The organism is Pseudomonas sp. P4_C8 (assembly GCF_056401975.1).
In genome coordinates this window covers 27,440-50,291 of the sequence record NZ_JBFUIH010000040.1, presented here as the reverse complement: position 1 = coordinate 50,291, position 22,852 = coordinate 27,440, and the positions used below count along the sequence as shown (strand labels likewise).

Here is a 22,852-nt window from a genome sequence, read left to right as displayed (position 1 = left end):
CCTCGAATGCCGGGTTCCAGTGCTGAATCAACGCCTCATATTGCGGTGCTTGCAGCAGCGGTAGTTCGGCGACGCGTTGCTGTGGATCGTTGACCACCGCACGCAGCAGGTTCAGCCACTGCTCGGTGAGGCGCTGCATCGACGCCTCGTCGTACACATCCGTGGCGTAAGTCAGGCTGGCATCGAGTTCTTCGCCTTGCTCTTGAGTGTCGAGCACCAGATCGAATTGCGCGGTGTGCTGCTGCCAGTGCAGACGCTCGACCTGCAGGTCGGCCACGTTGCGCTCGACGCTCGGACCCATTTGCTGCTGATGGTTATAGAGCACCTGGAACAACGGGCTGTGATTGAGGTTGCGGTCCGGTTGCAAGGCGTCGACTAACTGCTCGAACGGCACGTCCTGATTGGCCTGTGCATCCAATGCGACCTGTTTGACCTGTTGCAGCAAGGTGCTGAATGGCTGCTGTCCGTCGATCTCGGCCCGCAGCACCTGGGTGTTGATGAAGAAGCCGATCAGGCCTTCGGTTTCCAGGCGCGAACGCCCCGCGCCGGGCACGCCGACGCTAATGTTTGATTGTCCGCTCTGGCGATGCAGCAAGGTCTGGAAACTCGCCAGCAACAGCATGAACAAGGTCACCTGTTGCTCGTGGGCACGTTGACGCAAACCGGCGAGCAGTTCGCGATCAACATTCAGCATCAGGCTGGCGCCGCGCTTGGTGTGACGGGCCGGGCGGGTCAGTTCACATGGCAACTCCAGCGGCGTTTGGTTGCCTTTCAGTTGCTCGCTCCACCACGCCAGTTGACGTGCGCCTTCGCCGGCCTCCAGCCAGTCGCGTTGCCAATGGGCGTAGTCGCTGTAGCTGACCGGCAAACTGTTCAGGTTTGCATCGCGACCTTCGACTGCCGCCTGATACAGCGCGCTGAACTCATCGACCATGACCTGCATCGACCAGCCATCAGCAGCGATGTGGTGAACGGTCAGCACCAGCAAGTGTTCGTCAGTGTTCACTTGCAGCAGCAACACGCGCCACAGCGGGCCGTTGCGCAGATCGAATGGCCGGGCGATTTCTTCGGCCACCGCGCTTTCGACTGACGATTGATCGAGCGTGCGCTGTTCCAGTTGCAGCGCCAGTGTGTCGTGCAGCACCGGATGGACCTGCTGACCGTCCTGTTCGAAAGTGGTGCGCAGGGTTTGGTGACGAGCCTGCAATTGAGCGAAGGTTTCGCGCAGGGCATTGAGGTTGAGCGAACCCTTGAGGCGCAGCGCAGCGGGAATGTTGTAGGCCGGGCTTTGTGGGTCCAGTTGCCAGAGAATCCATTGGCGCTGCTGGGCGTAAGACAGGATCGGCGGCTGATCGGCAGGCGCAGGTTGCAGGATCGGTTGGCCGCTGATGTTCGCCAGTGCCGCTCGCTCGGCAAACTCCGCCAGATTCGCGGCCGAGAACAGACTGCTCACCGACAGTTCGAGTTGCAACTGTTGACGCACCCGCGAAATCACCTGAAGCACCAGCAACGAGTGACCGCCCAGTTCGAAGAAGTTGTCGTCGCGCCCCACGCGCTCGACTTGCAGCACCTCTGCCCAGATCAGCGCCACTTGTGTTTCCAGCCCTTGGGCCGGAGCCACGAAGTCACGTTGAACATCGCTGGCTTCAGCACGCGGCAAAGCTCTGCGATCCAGTTTGCCGTTGTTGTTAAGCGGCAATCTGGCCAGCAGGATCAGGTGGCTTGGCACCATGTATTCCGGCAGCGACCGACGCAGAACGGCTTTGAGGCCTTCCAGATATTCAGTTTCAGAAACCACCGCATCGCTGGCCACGACATACGCCACCAGTTGCGTGCCATCCTGAGCGATGACGGCTGCATCACGCACGTCCTCACAGGCTTGCAGGCAGGCTTCAATCTCGCCCATTTCAATGCGAAAACCGCGGATCTTCACTTGGTGATCGATACGGCCGACGTATTCCAGATGCCCGTCAGCGTTGTAGCGCGCCAGATCGCCGCTGCGGTACAGCCGCGCGCCCGGCTCACGGGCAAACGGGTCCGGCAGGAAACGTTCGGCGGTCAGCGCCGGGCGATCAAAGTAGCTTTGCGCGAGGCAGGCCGGTGCGCCTATACACAACTCGCCGACGCCAGCGTTGGGCAGCAATTGACCGGCCGCGTCCAGCACGTACAACGCACGACCGGCGATGGCGCGACCAATTGGAATGCCAAACGCGTCGCTGGCATCGTCGAGTCGGCATTCATGCACGCTGGAGACCACGGTCGCTTCGGTCGGGCCGTAGGTGTTGAGCAGTCGCACGTGGCTCAAACCGGCCTGATGCCACAAACGCAAACCTTCCACCGACATCGCTTCACCACCGACGTGGACCTGGCGCAAATCACCGAGACTGCGCACCCCGCCGCTCGCGCATTCGCGGGCCAGCAAGTACCAGTAAGCTGCCGGTAAGTCCGCCACGGTGACGCCTTGCTGGACGATTTGAGCGGCCAGTCGCCCGGCATCCCACAACTCATCACCGCGCATGATCAACGCCGCACCGACACACAACGCCGGGAAGCACTGTTCGACGAAGCCATCGAAACTGAAGGTCGCGAACTGCAACACGCGGTCCGCCGCCGACAGCATCGAATAGTCGACGGCGGATTGGCAGAATTCGTGCAACGCGGCATGGGTGATGGCCACGCCTTTGGGCTGACCTGTGGAGCCTGAGGTGTAGATGACGTAGGCCAGGTCTTCGGCGACCGCTTGATTTGGCGGATTGCTGTCGGGGTAGCCGGTGTTGTCGTCGAGGCTGAGACGAAGCACGCCCGACACATCCTCCAGCAGACCGGATTCGCACAGCAGCACATCGAGGCGGCTGTCGTCGATCATGTACGCCAGGCGTTCGGCCGGATAGCTCGGGTCCAGCGGCACGTACGCCGCGCCAGTTTTCAGCACCGCCAGCAGGCTGACGATCAATTGCGGACTACGGTGCAGCGCCAGCCCGACACGTTTGCCGGGACCGGCGCCGTTTTCAATCAGGCGATGGGCCAGTCGGTTGGCCTGGGTGTTCAACTGCGTGTAGCTGAGGGATTGGCTGTCGACCTGCAACGCCAGTGCATGCGGGGTGACGGCAGCCTGAGCGGCGATTTGTTCATGGACCAATAAGGTTGTGGATAACTGAACCGGGGCCGGTTGGCTGATCGCAAGCAGCGCTTTTTTGCCATCGATATCGAGCAGTTCCAGCGCACCCAATGCCGCATCCGGCAGCGCCACCAACTGCATCAGCAGATGCTGCAGGTTGGCCGACAACTCAGCGACCTGTGCCCCACTGAACCGCGCTGCGTCGTAGCTGAACTCCAGACTCAAGCCCTCCCCCAGTTCAATACCCAACGTCAGCGGATAATGCGTGCGCTCGTGGTTATGCAGGTTGCCAAACGACAGCCCGGCCGGGGCGCCCTGTTTCAGCGCTTCGGCCACCGGGAAGTTTTCGAACACCAGCAGGCTGTCGAACAGCGCCGAACCCTGCTGCCCCGCCCAACCCTGAATGTCATAAAGCGGCACATGCTCGAACTCGCGCACGGTCAGGTTCAGCCCTTGCAGCTCGCTCAGCCATTGGCTGACGGTTTGCTCAGGGTTCATCGCGCACACCAGCGGCAGCGTGTTGATGAACAGTCCGAGTTGCTCTTCGATCCCCGGAAGCGGCGCCGAACGACCCGCGACGGTGGCACCGAACACCACGCAATCCTGGCCGGTGTAGCGATGCAACAACAGACTCCACGCCGCTTGCAGAACGGTGTTGAGGGTGACTTTCTGTTGGCGGGCAAAATCGGCCAGACGCTGAGTTGCGCGACTGTCGAGGGCGACTCGATACTCTTCGCGGCCCTGCGCGCCCACTGGCGGGCGCAAGGCTTCGGCGAGCAAGGTTGGCGCTTCCAGCGGCGCCAACGCGGCTTTCCAGAACTGCTCGCCAGCGACGGCGGATCGCTGCTGTAACCAGCCCAGATAATCGCGGTATTGCCCGGTCGGTGTCGGCAGCGATTGCCCGGTGGCGTAATGCTGAATCACTTCGGCCAGCAACTGCGCATTGCTCCAGCCGTCCATCAAGATGTGGTGGCTGGTGTAGATCAGGTGCCAATCGTTGGAGTCGGTGCGGACCAGCTTCAAGCGGAACAGCGGCGCGCTGCCCAATTCGAATCCTTGGGCGCGCTCGGCATCGGCCAGCGCATCGGTGTCGGTCGCGTCCAGCACTTCGAGTGGCAACTCGACCTGACGGACAATCGCCTGATGCGCGGTGTCGAGACCTTGCCAGTGGAAGCTACTGCGCAGGATGTCGTGGCGTTCCAGTGCGGTCTGCCAGGCTTGCGCAAAGCGCTGCGAATCGAGGCCTTGAATGTCCAGGCGCAACTGGCTGATGTAGGCGCCGACTTCTGGTTCGTACAGGGTGTGGAACAGCATGCCCTGTTGCATGGGCGACAGCGGATACAGGTCTTCAAAGTTCGCGATCGGCAATGCGTCGAGTTGTACCTGACTGATGCGCGCCAGCGGGAAGTCCGACGGCGTGGCTTGGGGCATTTCAACGGCACAGCAGTGATCGATCAACGCCTTGAGTTCCAGCGCGTAATCGTCTGCCAGACGCTGGATGGTCGCGATGTCGAACATCTCGCGGCTGAACCCCCAGCTCAGCGACAACTCGCCGCCGTAGACCTGACCTTCGACCGTCAGCCAATTGCCCAACGGAGCCGAAGGATCCTGCGCCACACCGTTACCTTCGGTAGAGGGTACGAACATCGCCGCATCGTCGAACTGACGGTCAAACTGCCCCAGATAGTTGAAGGTAATGCGCGGTTGCGGCAAAGCTTCCAGTTCGGTACGAATCGTCGGGCTGCCGAGATAACGCAGCGCGCCGTAACCGAGGCCCTTGTCCGGCACGCCGCGCAGTTGTTCCTTGATGCTTTTGACCGATGCGCCGAGATCGCTCGACGGCACCAGATTGACCGGGAACAGGCTGGTGAACCAACCCACGGTACGGGTCAGGTCGATGTCGTCGAACAGGTCTTCGCGGCCATGGCCTTCGAGCTGAATCAGCGCACTGCCCTGCCCGCTCCAGCGGCACACTGCTCGTGTCAGTGCGGTCAGCAGCAGGTCGTTGACCTGGGTCCGATACGCCGCCGAGGCGTTTTGCAGCAGTTTGCGGGTGTGGTCGGCGTCGAGTTTGAACTCGATTTTGTGTTCGAAGCGGTTTTCCAATGCGCCATTGGGGCGGTCGCAGGGCAGATTATTCGGTGCGTTGTTGAGTTGGGTCAGCCAATAACCGTGGCTGTTTTCAAAGGCTGGAATGTGCGCTTGCAGACGGGCAACCCAGCGCTGATAGCTACTGGTTTTCGCCATGGAAATATTGCCGCTGTAGAACTGCTGAAGATCTTCCAGCAGCACGCGCCAGGAGACGCCGTCTACCGCCAGGTGATGAATCACCAGCAACAGGCGTTGTGTACCGTCAGCCATCGCCACGAGCAGCGCGCGCATCAGCGGGCCATTGTGCAGATCAAGACTACGTTGGGCTTCATCGCACAGGACGTTGAGTTCTTCGAGCGACTGCGCCTGACGCTGCCACAACACCAACTCCGTGGTGGGTGCGGCGTAGATTTGCTGCCAGCCTTCGACGGTCTGTTCATAACGCAGGCGCAAGCTGTCGTGGTGAGACAGCAATTGCTCAATGGTGCGATCCAGCGCCTCGGCGTTCAACACCTCACGCGGCACCAGCAGCAGCGACTGGTTCCAGTGCTGGCGCTCGGGGATTACCTGTTCGAAGAACCACTGTTGCACCGGCGCCAACGCCACCGCGCCCATTGCCGGACCTTGGTCGATCAATGGCTCCTCGCCGCTGCGGGCCGCTTGAGCGAGGCTGCGGATGGTCTGGTGCTGGAACAGGTCCTTGGGACTCAACACGATCCCGGCCTGACGCGCACGACTGACCACTTGCATGGACACGATGGAATCGCCGCCCAGTTCGAAGAAGTTGTCTTCCAGACCGACGTTGTCGATGGCCAGTACGTCCTGCCAGATCGCGGCGAGGGATTTCTCCAGCACACTGCGCGGCGCAACGTGCTCGCGTTGTTTCTGTGAACCATCGACCGTCGGCAAGGCTTTACGGTCGAGCTTGCCGTTGGGGGTCAGTGGCAGGTGATCGAGGAACAGCAGGAACGCCGGGACCATGTAATCCGGCAGATGCTGGCGCAGCGCGGCTTTCAACGTTTCACGCTGGGTCGCTTGAGCGTCGGTATCGCCCAGCAACGCGGGATCGTTCGGCACGATGTAGGCCACCAATTGCTGGCCGCTGACCCCGTCATGCGCCAACACCGCCAGTTCGCGCACGGCATTGTGCTGCAACAGTCGCGCTTCGATTTCACCCAGTTCGATGCGAAAGCCACGGACCTTGACCTGATGATCGATGCGCCCGACGTATTGCAGCGTGCCGTCGGCCTGATAGCGGGTCAGGTCACCGGTGCGGTACAGGCGCTCGCCGTTGCTGGCGAACGGATTCGGCACATACTTTTCGGCGGTCATGCCCGGCCGCGCCAGGTAACCGCGGGTGATGCCAGCGCCGCTCAGATAGAGCTCGGCAGAGACGCCTTGCGGCACCGGTTGCAGTTCGGCATCCAGCAAATAGCTGGCAGTGTGTTTGAGCGGGCGACCAATGTTCGCGCGTCCACCAGCCTCGCGTCGGGTCCAGGTCGAATAAGTGGTGTCTTCCGACGGGCCGTACAGGTCGTAGACGTGTTCGACGGTCGGCTGCTGATACAGCGCGTCCACCAGGCTCTGTTTCAGTGGTTCACCGGCGAGGTTGATGATGCGCACACTCGGCGGGATCTGCCCGTCGCGCTGCAACGCATTGATCGCCGACGGCACGGTGTTGATCAAGCGCACCTGATCCCGCGCCGGCAGCTGCGGCAATTCCAGGGCATTGCGGGCGATGATCACCGAGCCGCCATTGGCCAGGGTCACAAACAGCTCCCACACCGACAGGTCAAAACAGACCGAGGTCGAGGCCAGCACCCCTTGAATGTCTTCGCGGCTGTAGACCGATGTCGACCAGTCGATCAGCGCCAGCACGTTGCGATGGGCGATGGCCACGCCTTTGGGGTTGCCGGTGGAGCCGGAGGTGTAGATGACGTAGGCGAGGTTGTCCGGCGTGACGCGAGTTTGCGGGGCGTTTTCCGGGTATTCGGCCCATGCCATGGCGTCCAGCAGCAACACTTGGGTATCGGCTGTCACGGTCAATGTCGCGGCGACCGATTGTTCCGTCAGCAATACCAACGCGCGGCTGTCTTCGAGCATGTAGGCAACGCGTTCGGCCGGGTAATCCGGGTCCAGCGGCACGTAGGCGCCGCCGGCCTTGAGTACCGCAAGCAGCGCCACCAGCAAGTTTTCCGAGCGCGGCATGGCGACGCCGACACGGACTTCCGGGGCGACGCCCAGCTCGATCAGTTTGTGCGCCAGGTGATTGGCCTGGATGTCGAGTTCGGCGTAAGTCAGCTGCTTGGTGCCGAAGGTCACTGCCAATGCATTCGGATTAGCTGCGGCTTGCTGGCTGATCAGCTCGTGAATGCACAGGTCTTGCGGAAAGCCTTCGCCGGCGTGATTCCAATCGTGCACGATGCGCTGGTATTCCGCGCCTTCCAGCAGCGGCAAGTCACTGACGCGCTGCGTCGGATCGCTGACCATGCCTTGCAGCAGATGGGTCCAGTGTTGCGCCATGCGCGCGATGGTATCTGCGTCGAACAGGTCGTTGGCGTACGTCAGCGCAGCGTACAGCTTGCCGCGCTTTTCATTGGTGTTGAGGTCGTAAGTGTCGAGGGTCAGGTCGAACTGGGTGGTGCGCCCTTCCCACTCGATCACGCCCAGCGCCAGACCGGACGCCGTGCTGACCGTGGCAATGTCCGCGACCTGCGGCTGGTGGTTGTACATCACCTGGAACAGTGGCGTGTGGCTGAGGCTGCGCTCCAGTTTCAGCGCTTCGACCAGACGCTCGAACGGTAAATCCTGGTGAGCCTGGGCGCCGAGGGCGGTTTCCTTGATGGCGCGCAACAAGTCGTCGACGCGGGTCTGGCCGTCGAGTTGCGTGCGCAGCACTTGGGTGTTGACGAAGAAACCAATCAGGCCTTCGATCTCTGCGCGATTGCGGTTGGCAATCGGCACGCCGACGCGGAGGTCGGTCTGCCCGGTGTAGCGATGCAGCAGCGCATTGAAGGCGCCGAGCAACAGCATGAACAGGGTGATGGTGTGCTTTTGCGCCGTGGCTCGCAGTTGCTCGGCCAGTTGCGCATCGACGGCGAATTCGTAGCGAGTGCCGCGATAGCTTGGCATTGCCGGGCGCGGGTGGTCGGTGGGCAGCTCCAGCACCGGGTGCTCGTTGCCCAGTTGTGCTTGCCAGTAATCGAGTTGGCGCGCCTGCTCGCCGGCTTCCAGCCAGCGCCGCTGCCACAGGGCGTAGTCGCTGTATTGAATCGGTAACGGTGCGAGAGGTGGTTGTGCGCCCGCGTCGAACGCGTCGTAGCAGCGGATGAATTCGTCGATCAGCACGTTCATCGACCAACCGTCGGACACGATGTGGTGCAGGGTCAGTAGCAGCACGTGTTCCTGATCGGCGAGTTTGAGCAAGCTGACGCGCAGCAAAGGGCCGACTGCAAGATCGAACGGCTGCACGGATTGCTGCTCGGCTGCTTGTGCGACCGCGAGTTCGCGCTCAGGCGCCGGTAATGCGCTGAAGTCCACATGATCGATCACCAGCGGTGTGCGGGCCGGCACTTGCAGCAAGCTGTCGTCGGCCTGGCGCTGGAACACCGTGCGCAGGGTTTCGTGACGCTCAATGAGGCTGGCGAATGCCTGCTCCAACGCGGACGGGTTCAAATGCCCGGTCAGGCGCACCGCGCCCGGCAGGTTGTACGCGCCGCTGTGCGGGTCCAGTTGCCAGAGAAACCACATGCGTTGCTGGGCAAAGGACAACGCCTGGCGATCCTCGGCCTCGACACCAACCGGAATGGGAAACCGGGCGAAATCAACGCCTTCCTTGTGCAAGGCCGCAAGGAACATCTGACGCTTTTCCAGGGGCAACCCGATAAACCGGCGAGCAAGTTTCAAGGAGTCTTCAGCATTCATTTCTAAGCATCCGGATCAGTGGCGGGAAGCACAAAGGCACGTCGTCCCTATAAAACGAATGCACACCGGAAAAATTAACGAATGAGAATAAGTATCAGAAAGGAGGTGGAGCGAGAGGAAATACAGAAACTTGGCGAACCCGAAACCTGTAGGAGCAAAGCTTGCTCGCGATAGCGGTGCAACTGCCAAAATCTATGTTGAATGTCAGTCCGTCATCGCGAGCAAGCTTGGCTCCTACAGGGGGGACGGAGTCAGGCGCTGGCGGCCATGGTGTGGCGGCGATGGTGAATCTCGAGTTGATCCTTGATCACCCGCAACACCTTGGCCTCGTGCTCATGGATGAAGAAGTGACCACCACTGAGCATGTCCACGGAAAAACTGCCGTGGGTTTCTTTGCTCCAGCCCATCAGCTGTTCCGTGGTGGCGCGATCAGCCTTGCCACCGAGTACGTGCACCGGGCATTTGAGCAACGGACGCGGCTGCGGCTCGAAGCGCCCGCACAGCAGAAAGTCCGCGCGCAAAACCGGCAGCGTCAGGCTCATCAGCTCTTCGTTGGCCAACACCTCTTCGCTGGTGCCGTTTAGGGTGCGCAATTGCTCGATCAGTTCGGCATCGGTTTTCGGTTCGGCGAAACCGCGATCATAATCAGCACGCATCGTCGGCGCGGCGGTGCCTGAAGCGAATAGCGCCACCGGCTCCGGGCAACCCATCGAACGCAACGCATGGGCCATTTCACAGGCGAGCAATGCGCCCAGGCTATGGCCGAACAACGCGTACGGCGTCTTGAGCGTGGTGATTTGTTCCTGCGCGAGTTGCAACGCCAGACGCCGCATGTCGGTGTGCAACGGCTCGCCAAAGCGCGCGCCACGGCCGGGCAGTTCCACCGGTTGCAGCGTGAGCCACTCCGGCAGTTTGCGCCGCCAGCGGCTGTAAACCATGGCACTTGCGCCTGAATAGGGCAGGCACAGCAATGTCAGCTGGGTCACCGGGCTTACCTCAAAAAGTTGTCTACCAAGAGAACGGATGAGCGCCGCGGAGAATTAGGCGAACACATCCCCCCTGTAGGAGTGCGCCTGCTCGCGATAGCGGTATGTCAGTTAACTTGATGGAGACTGATACACCGCTATCGCGAGCAGGCTCACTCCTACAGGGGGTCTTTATTTCAAATGACGGAAGCTTTGGACGGCGGAACCGAGGACGACAGCCCCCGCCGCAATCGCCAGCCAAAACCCGCTACGAGCCCCGAACCCATCCACCAACCACCCCGAACCGGCCGCGCCAATCGCCACGCCGATGCTCAACCCGGTGACCAGCCAGGTCAGGCCTTCGGTCAGCTTGGCCGGTGGCACGATGCGCTCCACCAAGGCCATGGCGACAATCAAGGTCGGCGCAAAAAACAGCCCGGCAACGAACACCGCCAACGACAATCCAAGAATATTGGTCGCCAGCAGCAACGGCAGCGTCGTCACCGCCGTCGCCACCCCGCCGTATAAGAACAATCGCGGTAACGGCAATTTCGAACGCAATGCCCCGAACGCCAGCCCGGCCATGCATGAACCAATCGCATACACCGACAACACAATACTCGCCGCCGCCGGTTGGCCCTGCTGCTGGGCAAACGCCACACTGACCACATCGACTACACCAACGATGGTACCCATGGCGACCATCAACAGCATCAGCAGCTGAATCTCGCTGGAACGAATGATCGAGCCTTGACGATGTTCTTCATGCGGATGAATCACTGGCTCGGTGTCGCGTTGCAGGACGAACGCTGTCACTCCGATTGCCAGCATCAACAGCGCCGCCAGCGGCCCGGCCTCGGGGAACGCCACCACGCACAACCCCACCGACAACGGCGGCCCGACGATAAAGCACACCTCGTCCAATACCGATTCCAGCGCGTAGGCTGTTTGCAGTTCGGGTTTGCCGCGATAGACCTCGGTCCAGCGCGCCCGGACCATCGCTGACATACTCGGCATGCAACCGGCCAGCGCGGCGAACACAAACAGCGTCCAGTTTGGCGCTTGCAAGCGGGTGCAGAGCAACACCATCAACAACGCCCCGCCACCGATCAGTGCTGACACGGGCAAGATCCGGCGCTGTCCAAAACGGTCCACCAGCCGCGATACCTGTGGCGCGCAAAATGCCGTTGCCAGGGCAAACGTCGCTGCCACGGCACCGGCCAGTCCATAGCCGCCCTGCAGTTGCGAGAGCATGGTGATCAGACCAATGCCGGTCATGGAAATCGGCATGCGCGCGATCATGCCGGCCAGCACGAAGGCTCGGCTGCCGGGGGCTTTGAACAGGTCGCGGTATGGGTTTGCCATGGGGTCGAGTCTCAGCCAGGGCGTGCAAGTTGCCATAAGACTGCCCCAGGGAAAAGTCCGGATTTGTTGGTGGAATGTGAACGTCACTACACCCAACGGCAATCGGTGAGAACCTACGATCACCTTGTACAAAACACTTAGTTCGGCACACCCTCTGACACTTTAACGAGACAATGAAATCGGTCTAATAGAAATTTTGCAGGGTGCAAATGCCTTGACTAGATTTCAATTCATACATGCATACGTCTGAATTTCCCTACGTAGTCTGGTCATAAATAAAGGTCCGGTAGCGAAGACACAATGGAGTCTGGCTATGGACGAGTTACTGATTCTGGTCGACCGACACGGTCGCAAAAAAGGCACCGCTGAGAAATTACAGGCCCATCAACAGGGCCTCTTGCACCGCGCCTTCTCAATCTTCATTTTTGATCGCGACGGGCGCCTTCTGCTGCAACAGCGTGCTCTCGGCAAATATCATTCCCAAGGTTTGTGGAGCAATACCTGCTGCGGTCATCCCCGCCCGGGAGAACGGACCGCTGCCGCAGCGAAACGCCGCTTGCTCGAAGAAATGGGCATCACCTGTCAGTTGCGTAAAGTCTTCACCCTTCTCTACCGTGAACCCGTTTCAAACCAGCTCATTGAGTACGAATACGGGCACATTTACGTCGGCGTCAGCGATTGCGACCCCGTCGCCAACCCCGAAGAAGCCAATGACTGGCAATGGCAACCATTGCCCGAGCTTACCGCACGCATTGCCGCCGCACCCGAGACCTTCACTATCTGGTTCCGCCGGTTGCTCGATACCTGTGGACCCGCTGGGCTAAACACCTGGAAAGACCAAGCGCTAACTGGCCGGCAAGCGGTGGGCATATCGAAAACGAGACCTGGTCATGGATGACAGCCTGCGCCGCCGACCTCCGTCTCGATACTCGGATTACACCGTCGAAGCCGCAGAGCACGAGTTATGGCGGTAAACGCGACTGGAAAACAACCGAAGGGCTAGACTTTCATGGTCTGCTCTGAACTCCCATCAGCACCCGATAGTCATCTGTTGAGGCCCTCACTTCAAAGCGCATGCCAATCTCCCTTCGACTTATCCGGAGTCTCGCGGCAATGGCTGATCTCAATCCCGAACGACAAAGCGACATCGATGCCCACGGCATCATCGGCGACATGCGTAGCGCGGCACTGGTCAATGACAAGGGCAGCGTGGATTTTTTCTGCTGGCCGGAATTCGACAGCCCGTCGATTTTCTGCCCGCTGCTGGATACGCCCGAGGCGGGCATCTTCCAACTTTCCCCGGACTTGCCCGACGCCCGCCGTGAGCAGATTTACCTGCCCGACACCAACGTGCTGCAAACCCGCTGGCTCAGTGAGCGCGCGGTGGTCGAGGTCACCGATCTTTTGCCCATCGGTGACAGTGAGGACGATCTACCGCTATTGATGCGAAGGGTTCGCGTGGTCAGCGGTGAAGCGACGTTTCACATGCACTGCGCCGTGCGTCATGACTACGCTCGCGCCAAGACTCGCGCGCAGATGGATAAAAAAGACGTGACGTTCGTGGCCGCCGATCAGCCGTCCATGCGCCTGTCGTCGGATCAGGTTTTGCGGGTTGATGGCAATGCTGCAGTCGCCGAATTCACCCTCAAACAGGATCAGAGCGCACAATTCCTGCTCGGTGGCCTCGACGACCCGCGCTTCAAGGAGGGAGCCGCCGCCATTTGCCTGGAGCGCACCTTAAAATTCTGGCGCGACTGGATCGGTCAGTCCAACTATCGCGGTCGCTGGCGGGAAATGGTCAACCGCTCGGCCCTCGCCCTGAAGCTCCTGACCTCGCGTAAACACGGCGCCATTCTCGCCGCCGCCACGTTCGGCCTGCCGGAAACACCCGGCGGTGAACGCAATTGGGACTATCGCTACACGTGGATCCGTGATGCCTCGTTCACTGTCTACGCGTTCATGCGCCTGGGGTTTGTCCAGGAAGCCAACGATTACATGCGTTGGCTGCGTGGACGAGTCAGCGACTGCCATGGCAAGTCGATGAAACTCAACATTCTCTACGCCATCGACGGTCGCCAGGAACTGCCGGAAACCGAACTGTCGCACCTGTCCGGCCATGGCGACGCCACACCGGTGCGCATCGGCAACGGCGCCTATGATCAGGTCCAGCTCGACATCGTCGGTGAGCTGATGGATGCGATCTACCTGGTCAACAAGTATGGCGACGCCATCTCCCATGAAGGTTGGAAACACACCGTGGAAGTGGTCGATCAAGTGTGCGAAACCTGGCAGCAGAAAGACGTGGGCATCTGGGAAATGCGCGGCGAGCAGCACCACTTCCTGCATTCACGGCTGATGTGCTGGGTCGCCCTGGACCGCGCCATTCGCCTCGCCTCCAAACGTTCACTCCCCGCCCCGTTCGCCCGCTGGGACCAGATGCGCCAGGCCATCTACGCCGACATCTGGGAAAACTTCTGGAACGAAGAACACGGCCATTTCGTCCAGCACATCGGCGGCACCGCCCTCGACGGCTCTATGTTGTTGATGCCGCTGGTGCGCTTCGTCAGCGCCAAGGACCCACGCTGGCTCGCCACCCTCCAAGCCATCGAAAAAACCCTGGTGCGCGACGGCATGGTTTACCGCTATCGCAACGACGACGCCCGGATTGATGGCCTCGACGGCACCGAAGGCGCCTTCGCCGCGTGTTCGTTCTGGTACGTCGAATGCCTGGCCCGGGCCGGCCAGGTGGAAAAGGCCCATCTGGAGTTTGAACAGTTGCTGAGGTATGCCAACCCGCTGGGCTTGTATGCCGAAGAGCTGGACAGTCATGCGCGGCATCTTGGGAACACCCCGCAAGCGCTGACGCATCTGGCGTTGATCAGCGCGGCGTGTTTTCTGGATCGGAAATTGAGTGGGGAGAAGAGTTTCTGGCAGCCGTGAGACCGTGGCGCCCCCTTCGTCGGAACGCCGCCCGGAGCAAGCCCGCTCCCACAGGAGTCTGCAATAGCTCGGCAAACGGTGGTCCATTGTGGGAGCGAGCCTGCTCGCGAAGAGGCCATCAGCCACAACACCATGCGCCGACAGAGCCTGTCGGAAATTTCCCGTTTTGCGCTGCCGCTTGTAGGACCGAGACTTGCCCGTGAAGCACTTAAACACACCCACCGAAACATAACAGCCCCGCTCTGGCGAGACTTGGCGGGCGCTACTGCCCTGAAACCTACAAAAGCCAAACAACCATTCCCCCTTCACCCCAACACGGCACATTCCTACGCCCTGAAATACCTTGTTGCCAGTCGTTACATCCCCCCCTAACATCCAACGTCAACGGGTACAGCGGAGCTGTCCAATAAAACCCGAATTCAAGGAACCAGAATGAACCAGCGCATCCATCGCAGCATCGACTCCCCCTTCCGGTCAGGCCTGAACCGCGATGAATTATGGGAAGGCCCCGACAAAGGCTTGATCAAATGCTGGGAAATCGGCCGCCAACGCGCCGCCCGCTTCCCCGAACTCGCCAATCGAAGCCTTGCCGGGGAACTGCCGGTGCTCGGTTGGAAGGGTGGTGTCAGTCGCAGCCTGAAAAAACTCGAAAAGTACGGATCGCTCAAATACCTGGCGCAGTGGCAAGGTTTGCGCGGGGAGGATCTGGATATTGATTTGAGTGCAGAGCGGGCGTTGGCCTGTTCCCGAACCGGCATGGTGGTGACCTTTACGCCGGATCGGTCGAAGTACTTTAATCAGGTGGCGGAAGTGGAAGCGTAAGCAATAGCACTCATGGTCGATTTACTCCGGCAAGGGCCTGATCAAGAAACCTTTTGATCAGCCCACTCATTTTGATCGGCTGTTCATTGAGTGCAAAGTGCCCGGCATCGAGCATGTGCAACTCGGCATCGGGACGGTCGTTCTTTATGGATTTGGCGCCGTCCTCGGAAAATATAAGATCGTGGACGCCCCAAAGCACCAGTAAAGGCAACTTGGAATCCTTCAAATACGCTTGCCATCGCGGGTACTCGCGGACGTTATTCTGGTAGTCATACGCGAGTTCCAGCTGTACTGCCGCAACCCCCGGCTTTTGCAGAAAAGCGATCTCGTCGGACCATAGGTCAGGATTGAAAGACTCCCGGTTTTTGCGTGCCCCCACATACCGCGCCACACCGGATGAAGGCGCCGGCATAGCATCGAGGATCTTCTGCTCATAAGCAGCACGGTCCTGCCAGAACGCACGACGCAGCTTCCATAAATCACTCAGCCCCGCCTCATGGATCACTGCGTTCTGTACGATCAGTGCCTGTACTCGTTGGGGGTGAGCAAGTGCAAGGTGGAATCCAACCGGACCACCATAGTCTTGCATGTAAAGGCTATACCGATTGAGCGCCAACGCCTCGGTAAATGCAGCTATTGTCTTGGCCAGATGCTCAAACGTGTACTTGTAAAGGTGGCGATCAGGCATCTGCGAATGACCGAACCCTGGATAGTCCGGCGCGATACACCGGTAAGACTTGGCCAACAGTGGCAGCAACGGATCGAACATACGTGAAGATGATGGGTATCCATGCAGCAAGAGCAGGATCGGTGCATCCTTGGGGCCTGCTTCACGATAGAAAATTTCCACCCCACTCACCTGGACTGTTCGATAGCGAACACTCTGATCGCTCTCGCCGAACGGGTCCGCACGCGGGGGTTGTCCCTCTCCATTGACGCCGGTTGACCGATTGATTGCCAGTGCGATGGCTGGAGCCGACACGGCGACCACGCCCGCCATGGCCAATCCAGACAACACGCTGCGTCTACCCAGGCTGTAATTTCTGCTCATGAAAACGCTCTTATTGAGGGAACGCTTCCATTGTCTGCTTCTGAAGCAGCTCGGGAGAGCTACAAACTTGCCAGGTTTAGATAGGTTCTTGCCAAACACTTAGAGGTTGATATGCACGCACAGAAGATCGCCGTTGTCGCCTTCGATGGAGTCAGTCCGTATCACCTGTCCTTACCTTGTCTGGTGTTCGGCAATCATCGCCCGGACCTGGGTGTGGCACCCTACGAGTTCATGGTCTGTTCAGCCGAGGACGGCAAACTACGCACCAGTGGCGGCTTTACCATTGAAACGGAGCACAACCTTAGTGTGCTGTCATCGGCGGACATTGTGATCGTGCCGTCGTGGCGCAATCCGCACGAGCCTGCACCAATATCCTTGATAGAAGCACTGCGAGCCGCGCACGCGCGTGGCGCGCAGGTGGTCGGCCTGTGCCTCGGTGTTTTCGTGGTTGCGCAGACAGGCTTGCTGGAGGGGCGTCGAGCGACAACTCATTGGTTGTGGGCAAGGCTGTTCACCGAGCGGTTCTCCAACGTGCGGCTTGAAGTTGATAAGTTATATATAGACGAAGGCGATGTTCTGACGTCGGCGGGTAATGCCGCCGGAATGGATTGTTGCTTGCACCTGTTCCGCAAGCATCATGGAGCAGATGTTGCCAACCGTCTCGCGCGGCGCCTGGTCGTACAACCGCATCGCCCGGGCGGACAAGCGCAATTTATCGAGCGCCCGATGCAACACGACGGAGCTGGTGATCGTTTATCAAGCACCCTGGCTTGGGTGCGCGCCAATCTAAATACACCGCACACCATTCGCTCGCTCGCTGACCATGCTCGACTTGGCGAACGAACGTTTTCGCGTCGATTCCAACAACTTACCGGCACATCGGTAAAACGATGGCTTACCGAAGAACGGTTGCTGCTCGCGCAATGCCTGCTCGAGTCGAGTAACAAGCCTATCAACGATATCGCACACGCCGTGGGCTTTACCGATAGCCTTTCAATGCGCCAACAATTTGCGGCAAAACTGCATACCACTCCTTCGATGTATCGGAAGGTATTCCGCATGAGTGAGGGCTATCGGGTCTGAATGCAGTGGTCAACTAATCCCGGACGCGACTTTAAGTTTTTCCTCGGCCTAAGTTGGCGCCAGCCCACCGTTAAACCGATGGAGCTGAATCCAGTTCTACTGATGCATCAAAAAAACGTTATGTTACAGCCTGTACAAGTTTCGATTAGTCAGGCTCGGACTTTACCGTTAGTGGAACGGTCGGGGTTCCCGCATAGAACACAATCAGCTCAACCGGTTCATCCCCACTCTCACCGCGATGAAAAGCGCCGACTATCTCAGGCAATACGTCTCCAGGACCGATGACCATTGTCTTTGCGTTGTCCTTGCGGATGACAGTCAGGTGACCGGAAAGAACATAGGCGACATTGACTACCGGATGGGTATGCCACGGTAGCGAGCTATGTGCCGGGATTTTATAGCGCAGGACCGATACTTCCGGCTGGCCTTCTGGGTACTTGCGATATTGAACGCCGTCCCACGACTGCGTTGTTTTCAGTAGCTGCGTTACCTCGACTTGAGGCTCGGCCGCCACAGCCATCGAGGCATGCATGGCGCCAGCAAGCAAGGATAACGAAGCCATGAGAACAGTTGCAAAGCGTGTTTTGACAGGCGGATGGCTGGACATCAAATGTTTCCTTAGTTGGACAATAAGGCAGCTGCGGGGCAGTTTAGTGGTGAACAATGTCAGTGACTTTTTTGACAAGTCTTATGATTAAGCTCTACGGCTTTCCATTTCACATCAATAGTGAGGCCAGTCTCTGCGCGCCCCTCTTTCAATGCCTGACAATACCAGACTCTTATCGGACAAACGGAAGCCGGCAAGCTGAATAAGTGTTTAGATGTTTCGACGAACGATCAGCATTACTGTTTTTCTTTCTTTGTGAGCACCAGATACAACATGCATTAATGCTGTAAAGAGTTTTCTCACGAAACATATATTTACACACACTGAAAGACCGTAGCTTTCAAAAAACGCCCTAGGCGTAGTGCAATAGTGCGAATTGCAATATCCCGATCCGCAATTCCCCCTCGCCGCGAAGGGCTATCGCGTCAAGCGCCTCCGACAGTTTCCCTATGCGGTGCCAGCGCTACTGAATCGACTACAACACTGACGGAAAACCGCTCGCGATAAGCCTGCGGTGTTACCCCCATAGCCCGCAGAAAACTGCGCCGCAGCGTCTCTTCACTGCCAAACCCGCATTGCACCGCCACCCTTTTAATCGGCACGCCGGTATCGCTGAGCAACCGTCGCGCCGTTTCGACCCGGATCAATTCGATGGCTCGCGCCGGGGTTTGCCCGGTATCGGCGCGGTAGTGGCGCACGAAGCTGCGTTCGCTCATGCCCGCCTGCAAGGCCAGGGTGGGGATGCCGAGGTCCTTGGTCAGATTTTCACTGATCCAGGCATGAAGCTCGTCGAAACGCTCGCCTTCCTTCTGCAAGGACAAGGTCACGCTGAACTGAGACTGGCCGCCTGGACGCTTGAGGAATACCACTAGTTGTTGGGCGACCTCCAGGGCCAAATTGCGGCCAAGATCCTCTTCGACCATGGCCAAGGCGAGGTCGATACCTGCCGTGACACCGGCCGACGTCCAAACCGGCCCGTCGTTGATGAAAATCGGATTAGGTTCGACGTGAAGGCGCGGATGCTTCTGCGCCAACTGCTCGCAACGCGTCCAGTGTGTCACCACTCGACGGCCATCGAGCCAGCCACTGGCCGCCAGCAAAAACGCCCCGGTACATACCGACGAGACACGCCGGCAAGCCGCTGCATGTTCACGCACCCATGCCACCAGAGCCTGATCTTCTGCGGCCGCATAAACGCCCCAGCCACCGGCAATGACCAGCGTGTCACTACCGTCCTCGGGCAACGCTTCAGCCAACAGCGCCAGGCCCGCCGACGACATCACCGCCCCGCCACCGCTGGCAATCACCGAAGGCGCATAAGGCGGCGGCAGCCCTTTCTGGCGGGCAATATCGTTGGCCGAAGCGAACACCTGCAAGGGCCCGGTGACGTCGAGCAGTTGCACATTGGCAAACGCGAGCACGTGAATGGTTTTCGGCATGATTGGCGTAATTCGTGGGGTTATTGGCGGATACGCCAAATCCTACGAGCCTAGAGTGAAGACGTCCACCCACTTCAGGAGAAATAAGCCATGACGTTGCAGATCGGTTTTCTGTTGTTTCCTCAGGTTCAGCAACTCGACCTGACAGGCCCTTACGACGTATTGGCCTCATTGCCGGACGTAAAGGTGCACTTGATCTGGAAAGACCTGGTGCCCGTCACCGCGAGCACGGGGCTAATGCTGAAACCGACCATGACGTTCGACGATTGCCCGGCGCTGGATGTGATCTGCGTTCCCGGCGGCGGTGGCGTCGGGCCATTGATGGAGGATGAACAAACACTGGCATTCATCAAGGCTCAAGCCACCAACGCGCGGTATGTCACCTCGGTGTGCACCGGTGCGCTGGTGCTCGGTGCCGCGGGATTGCTCAAGGGCAAACGGGCGACGACCCACTGGGCCTATCACGAGTTGCTCAAACCACTGGGCGCGATCCCGGTGAAAGACCGAGTAGTGCGCGATGGCAATCTGCTGACCGGTGGCGGGATTACCGCAGGGATCGATTTTGCCCTGACCCTGGCGGCTGAACTGTTCGACAAAGACACGGCGCAACTGGTGCAGTTGCAACTGGAATATGCCCCGGCACCGCCATTCCAGTCGGGCAGCCCTGAAACAGCGCCGCAAAGTGTTCTGGCCGAAGCGCATCGCCGTGCAGCCGCCTCGCTTGAGCAACGGACGCAAATCACCGAACGGGCGGCGGCCAGACTCTAAGCACCGCCAGACTTTTCGACAGGCGAAAAAAAAACCCGCCGAAGCGGGTTTTTCCCAAGACCATTGTCGACTCCCTGTCGGTAGCCAATCCTTGCTGATGGTCGATCATCCGTGATCCTGAAGCGCTTCCTGTGCTTCAGTTGATGGGGCTAGATTACGTGTCGGATCCAATCTGCAACAGACGACATAGCTACCACCGCGTGTAAGACATTCGCTATAAGCGCCCTTCCGTAAACCCTTAGATGCCTAAGGCATCCCGCCTACAAGCCGCGCGTTTAGCGACCTGCGCCTCCACCACCCTCACGCTCGTGGGCTTTGGCGCTTTCAATCAGATACTGTTCTATGTTGTTCATCTGCTCTTCCCAACCACGGCTGTCCATGCGAAACGCTTTTTCGCGACGCGCCTGGGGAACGTGGTCGAAACCGGATTCAGACACCTTGAGCAGCGTGCCGTTATCCATGTCTTCGAGCTCGAATTTCACCAGCGTGGTCGGCTCCTGGGAGTAGTCGAGTTCCGGGTTGACGGCATAAGGGTGCCAGCGAAATGAAAACAATCGCTCCGGCTCGACCCGCTCGACCAGGACATTCCACAGCAAATGCTCGTAACCGGGGTACGTGACCTGCCCCTGAGTCCACTCACCGGCGACGAAACGCTTGCCTTCCAGTGCCACGCCAAACCATTGCCCGAATGCTTCGGCATTGGCCACCGCGCGCCAGACATGCGAACGCTTCGCTTTGAGCAGGATCTTCCTTTCGATGCGATCTGATGCTGGATTCATATGTCACCTCCTGTAATGAACAGTAGGTCAGTAAGACCACAAGACCAACCCTAAAATGTCCCAATCGCTTGCCGCGATCAACCATGTCCGCAATATTCGGCCACATTTGCGTGCATAAGTTCGGGTATGCAGACGAGACAGTTGGCTGGCAGTGCACCTTCGGCAGGTCATCCTCAGTCGGCAATTGGCTACACTGCTCCCCAATTCCCCTTGTCACAGCGAGTTTCCTCCATGTACTCACGCTTTTTCCTGGCGCTGGCGCCTGTGATGTTTACCTCAATGGCTGTCGCCGTGGATTGCGACAACGCCACCGACCAGGCCACGATGAACCAATGCGCGGCGCAGCAGCATGCAGCGGCCGATAAGGAATTGAATGCGTTGTATCAGCAAATCACCACGCGCCTGAAAGGCGAGCCCGACCGCAAGAAGTTATTGGTGGGGGCACAGCGGGCGTGGGTCGCATTCCGGGATGCCGAGTGCACGTTTTCAGCGTCGGGGGTGGATGGGGGCAGTTTGTATCCGTTGGTCTACAGCAACTGCACCACGGACTTGACCAAGGCGCGGGTTCAGACGTTCAAGAATTATCTGAAGTGCCAGGAGGGGGATGTGGGGTGTCCGGTGCCCGGGGTTTGATGATTTTTTGATCTTGAGGGCCTCATCGTCGGAACGCCGCCCGGAGCCGGCTCACTCCCACACTGGAACTGTGAACGCAGGACCAATGTGGGAGCGAGCCTGCTCGCGAAGGCGTCAGATCAGGCAGAACCGATTACCGCACAAACACCTGCGCCGTGGTAATCGCCATATCACCACCCGGCAATTTGATGCTGCCAACCTGCTTGAGGCTATCGGCATCAAAAATCGCCACATCGTTAAACGTCCCGGCCAGGTAGATCTTGCTGCCGTCCTTGTTGAAGGAAATACAGTAGTAGGAATGATCCAGCGTCGCCGACTGGAGCATTTTCTTCTCCTTGATGTCGTACTTGGCCAACCGGTTCAGCACCCCGAACATCAGGTTCGGGTCCTTCGGCGAGCGCATGCCACTGAAGTAGATTTCCGTCAGGGGACCGAAGTCGGTGGTTTCGGTCTTGCCGGTTTTCAGGTCGATGCTGAACAGCCCGTAGAGGTATTCGGCGGTCAATGGGTCCTGCTTCTTGTCCTTGAATTTCGCCGCGGTGTAGAGCAGCGAGAAGTCATGGCGATAGGTCTGCTGGTTCCACACGTAGAGCACGTCCGGTGCGCTGTAGTTCGGGCGTTTCCAGTGACGGCTGGGGATCAGCACGTCGAACTTGCCGGTTTTCACATTGACCTTGTAGACATCTGCCCCGGCCACGTACAGCGTGCCGTCATCGCCACTTTGCATGATGGTCAACTGCCGAGGTGCCGGGAAGCTGCGCACGGGTTCGGCGTCCATGCCAGCGTCGGTGGCATAGACATCAAGCCGCGGTTGCTGCACCTCGTAGCGGTCATTGAGCATCAGCGTCGGGTTGGCAATAGCGAACAGTTCCTTGCCGTCGTGGCTGAGGGTGAAGGCGAACATCGACTTCGCTTTCTCCCCCGGTTTCTGGGTGATGCTGGCGTGAAACACCTGCTTGCAGCTGTCCAGCTCGACGCCATAGATATCGGCGTAGTGGTTGTTCAATACGTAGGCGGTCTTGCGATCCGGCGACAGCTGCACGGTGCCGGGGCCGAAGGCGTCGGGCATCTTGCAGGTCTTGAACAGGGTGTCAGTGCCCAGGTCGATCACGTGCAGGTTGTTCGGGTAATTGGTGGTCACCATGTACTCGTGACCGTCTTGCAGTGCTGTGTTTTCATCGGCCAGAACAGTGAACGAACAAGTGCTCAGGACGGCGAATGCGGCCAGGCCGCAGGCTTTGATGCTGTGCATGCTGGAATCCTTCTT

Annotated in this window: 13 protein-coding genes and 1 pseudogene; 6 read left to right on the top strand and 8 right to left on the bottom strand. The window is 59.2% G+C overall.

Annotated elements, in window-relative coordinates:
* Window positions 1-40: 40 nt before the first annotated feature.
* The 3 genes and pseudogenes from AC1DWM_RS23015 to AC1DWM_RS23005 all read right to left on the bottom strand — a co-directional run.
* Window positions 41-8,959: pseudogene (locus tag AC1DWM_RS23015) on the bottom strand (amino acid adenylation domain-containing protein); the annotation flags it as partial.
* Between the two features lie 425 nt (window positions 8,960-9,384).
* Entirely contained in the window at window positions 9,385-10,119 is a 735-nt protein-coding gene (locus AC1DWM_RS23010; RefSeq protein WP_477796198.1) for a thioesterase II family protein, read from the bottom strand.
* Window positions 10,120-10,290: 171 nt separating this feature from the next.
* Window positions 10,291-11,463: an MFS transporter gene (locus AC1DWM_RS23005; RefSeq protein WP_223514281.1), complete on the bottom strand. Its 1,173-nt coding sequence runs from the start codon at window positions 11,461-11,463 to the stop codon at window positions 10,291-10,293.
* Window positions 11,464-11,776: 313 nt separating this feature from the next.
* Between AC1DWM_RS23005 and idi the strand changes: the two genes are divergently transcribed.
* The 3 genes from idi (at window position 11,777) to AC1DWM_RS22990 (ending at window position 15,225) form a co-directional block, all read left to right on the top strand.
* Complete coding sequence (idi, locus tag AC1DWM_RS23000; protein ID WP_223514277.1) at window positions 11,777-12,361, top strand: isopentenyl-diphosphate Delta-isomerase; 585 nt, start codon at window positions 11,777-11,779, stop codon at window positions 12,359-12,361.
* A 215-nt stretch (window positions 12,362-12,576) separates the two neighbouring features.
* Window positions 12,577-14,403: a glycoside hydrolase family 15 protein gene (locus AC1DWM_RS22995; RefSeq protein WP_477796197.1), complete on the top strand. Its 1,827-nt coding sequence runs from the start codon at window positions 12,577-12,579 to the stop codon at window positions 14,401-14,403.
* A 432-nt stretch (window positions 14,404-14,835) separates the two neighbouring features.
* The gene (locus AC1DWM_RS22990) at window positions 14,836-15,225 is read left to right on the top strand and encodes a hypothetical protein (protein ID WP_477796196.1); all 390 of its coding nucleotides are present in this window, start codon (window positions 14,836-14,838) and stop codon (window positions 15,223-15,225) included.
* Window positions 15,226-15,235: 10 nt separating this feature from the next.
* On the opposite strand, the gene AC1DWM_RS22985 is transcribed toward AC1DWM_RS22990, so the two are convergent.
* A complete protein-coding gene (locus AC1DWM_RS22985) occupies window positions 15,236-16,276 on the bottom strand; it encodes an alpha/beta fold hydrolase (protein WP_477796195.1) in 1,041 nt (346 codons plus the stop codon).
* 111 nt (window positions 16,277-16,387) lie between these two features.
* Here AC1DWM_RS22985 and AC1DWM_RS22980 point away from each other — a divergent pair, with 111 nt between their 5' ends.
* Window positions 16,388-17,359: a helix-turn-helix domain-containing protein gene (locus tag AC1DWM_RS22980; RefSeq protein WP_477796194.1), complete on the top strand. Its 972-nt coding sequence runs from the start codon at window positions 16,388-16,390 to the stop codon at window positions 17,357-17,359.
* 145 nt (window positions 17,360-17,504) lie between these two features.
* On the opposite strand, the gene AC1DWM_RS22975 is transcribed toward AC1DWM_RS22980, so the two are convergent.
* Window positions 17,505-17,966, bottom strand: coding sequence for a cupin domain-containing protein (locus AC1DWM_RS22975; protein WP_477796193.1), 462 nt, complete (start codon window positions 17,964-17,966; stop codon window positions 17,505-17,507).
* Window positions 17,967-18,391: 425 nt separating this feature from the next.
* On the bottom strand, window positions 18,392-19,405 hold the full coding sequence (locus AC1DWM_RS22970) for a GlxA family transcriptional regulator (RefSeq protein WP_477796192.1): 1,014 nt from the start codon (window positions 19,403-19,405) through the stop codon (window positions 18,392-18,394).
* A gap of 90 nt (window positions 19,406-19,495) precedes the next feature.
* Here AC1DWM_RS22970 and inhA point away from each other — a divergent pair, with 90 nt between their 5' ends.
* Window positions 19,496-20,173: an isonitrile hydratase gene (inhA, locus tag AC1DWM_RS22965; protein ID WP_223514244.1), complete on the top strand. Its 678-nt coding sequence runs from the start codon at window positions 19,496-19,498 to the stop codon at window positions 20,171-20,173.
* Window positions 20,174-20,448: 275 nt separating this feature from the next.
* Here inhA and AC1DWM_RS22960 read toward each other — a convergent pair whose 3' ends face one another.
* Window positions 20,449-20,952: an SRPBCC family protein gene (locus AC1DWM_RS22960; RefSeq protein ID WP_223514243.1), complete on the bottom strand. Its 504-nt coding sequence runs from the start codon at window positions 20,950-20,952 to the stop codon at window positions 20,449-20,451.
* Window positions 20,953-21,183: 231 nt separating this feature from the next.
* On the opposite strand from AC1DWM_RS22960, the gene AC1DWM_RS22955 reads away from it, so the two are divergent.
* On the top strand, window positions 21,184-21,585 hold the full coding sequence (locus AC1DWM_RS22955) for a lysozyme inhibitor LprI family protein (protein ID WP_223514241.1): 402 nt from the start codon (window positions 21,184-21,186) through the stop codon (window positions 21,583-21,585).
* A gap of 133 nt (window positions 21,586-21,718) precedes the next feature.
* Here the strand turns inward: AC1DWM_RS22955 and peaD are convergent, their stop codons facing one another.
* Window positions 21,719-22,837, bottom strand: a complete 1,119-nt coding sequence (peaD, locus tag AC1DWM_RS22950; RefSeq protein ID WP_477796191.1) for a quinohemoprotein amine dehydrogenase subunit beta — start codon at window positions 22,835-22,837, stop codon at window positions 21,719-21,721.
* Between the last annotated feature and the right edge of the window lie 15 nt (window positions 22,838-22,852).

What these genes read in the sequence shown, in the direction of transcription:
- AC1DWM_RS22955 (WP_223514241.1), top strand. Translation starts at nt 21,184, where the DNA reads ATGTACTCACGCTTTTTCCTGGCGCTGGCGCCTGTGATGTTTACCTCA.
- AC1DWM_RS22995 (WP_477796197.1), top strand. Translation starts at nt 12,577, where the DNA reads ATGGCTGATCTCAATCCCGAACGACAAAGCGACATCGATGCCCACGGC.
- AC1DWM_RS22960 (WP_223514243.1), bottom strand. Translation starts at nt 20,952, where the DNA reads ATGAATCCAGCATCAGATCGCATCGAAAGGAAGATCCTGCTCAAAGCG.
- AC1DWM_RS22990 (WP_477796196.1), top strand. Translation starts at nt 14,836, where the DNA reads ATGAACCAGCGCATCCATCGCAGCATCGACTCCCCCTTCCGGTCAGGC.
- AC1DWM_RS23005 (WP_223514281.1), bottom strand. Translation starts at nt 11,463, where the DNA reads ATGGCAAACCCATACCGCGACCTGTTCAAAGCCCCCGGCAGCCGAGCC.
- AC1DWM_RS22975 (WP_477796193.1), bottom strand. Translation starts at nt 17,966, where the DNA reads ATGTCCAGCCATCCGCCTGTCAAAACACGCTTTGCAACTGTTCTCATG.
- AC1DWM_RS22985 (WP_477796195.1), bottom strand. Translation starts at nt 16,276, where the DNA reads ATGAGCAGAAATTACAGCCTGGGTAGACGCAGCGTGTTGTCTGGATTG.
- AC1DWM_RS22970 (WP_477796192.1), bottom strand. Translation starts at nt 19,405, where the DNA reads ATGCCGAAAACCATTCACGTGCTCGCGTTTGCCAATGTGCAACTGCTC.
- AC1DWM_RS22980 (WP_477796194.1), top strand. Translation starts at nt 16,388, where the DNA reads ATGCACGCACAGAAGATCGCCGTTGTCGCCTTCGATGGAGTCAGTCCG.
- inhA (WP_223514244.1), top strand. Translation starts at nt 19,496, where the DNA reads ATGACGTTGCAGATCGGTTTTCTGTTGTTTCCTCAGGTTCAGCAACTC.
- peaD (WP_477796191.1), bottom strand. Translation starts at nt 22,837, where the DNA reads ATGCACAGCATCAAAGCCTGCGGCCTGGCCGCATTCGCCGTCCTGAGC.
- idi (WP_223514277.1), top strand. Translation starts at nt 11,777, where the DNA reads ATGGACGAGTTACTGATTCTGGTCGACCGACACGGTCGCAAAAAAGGC.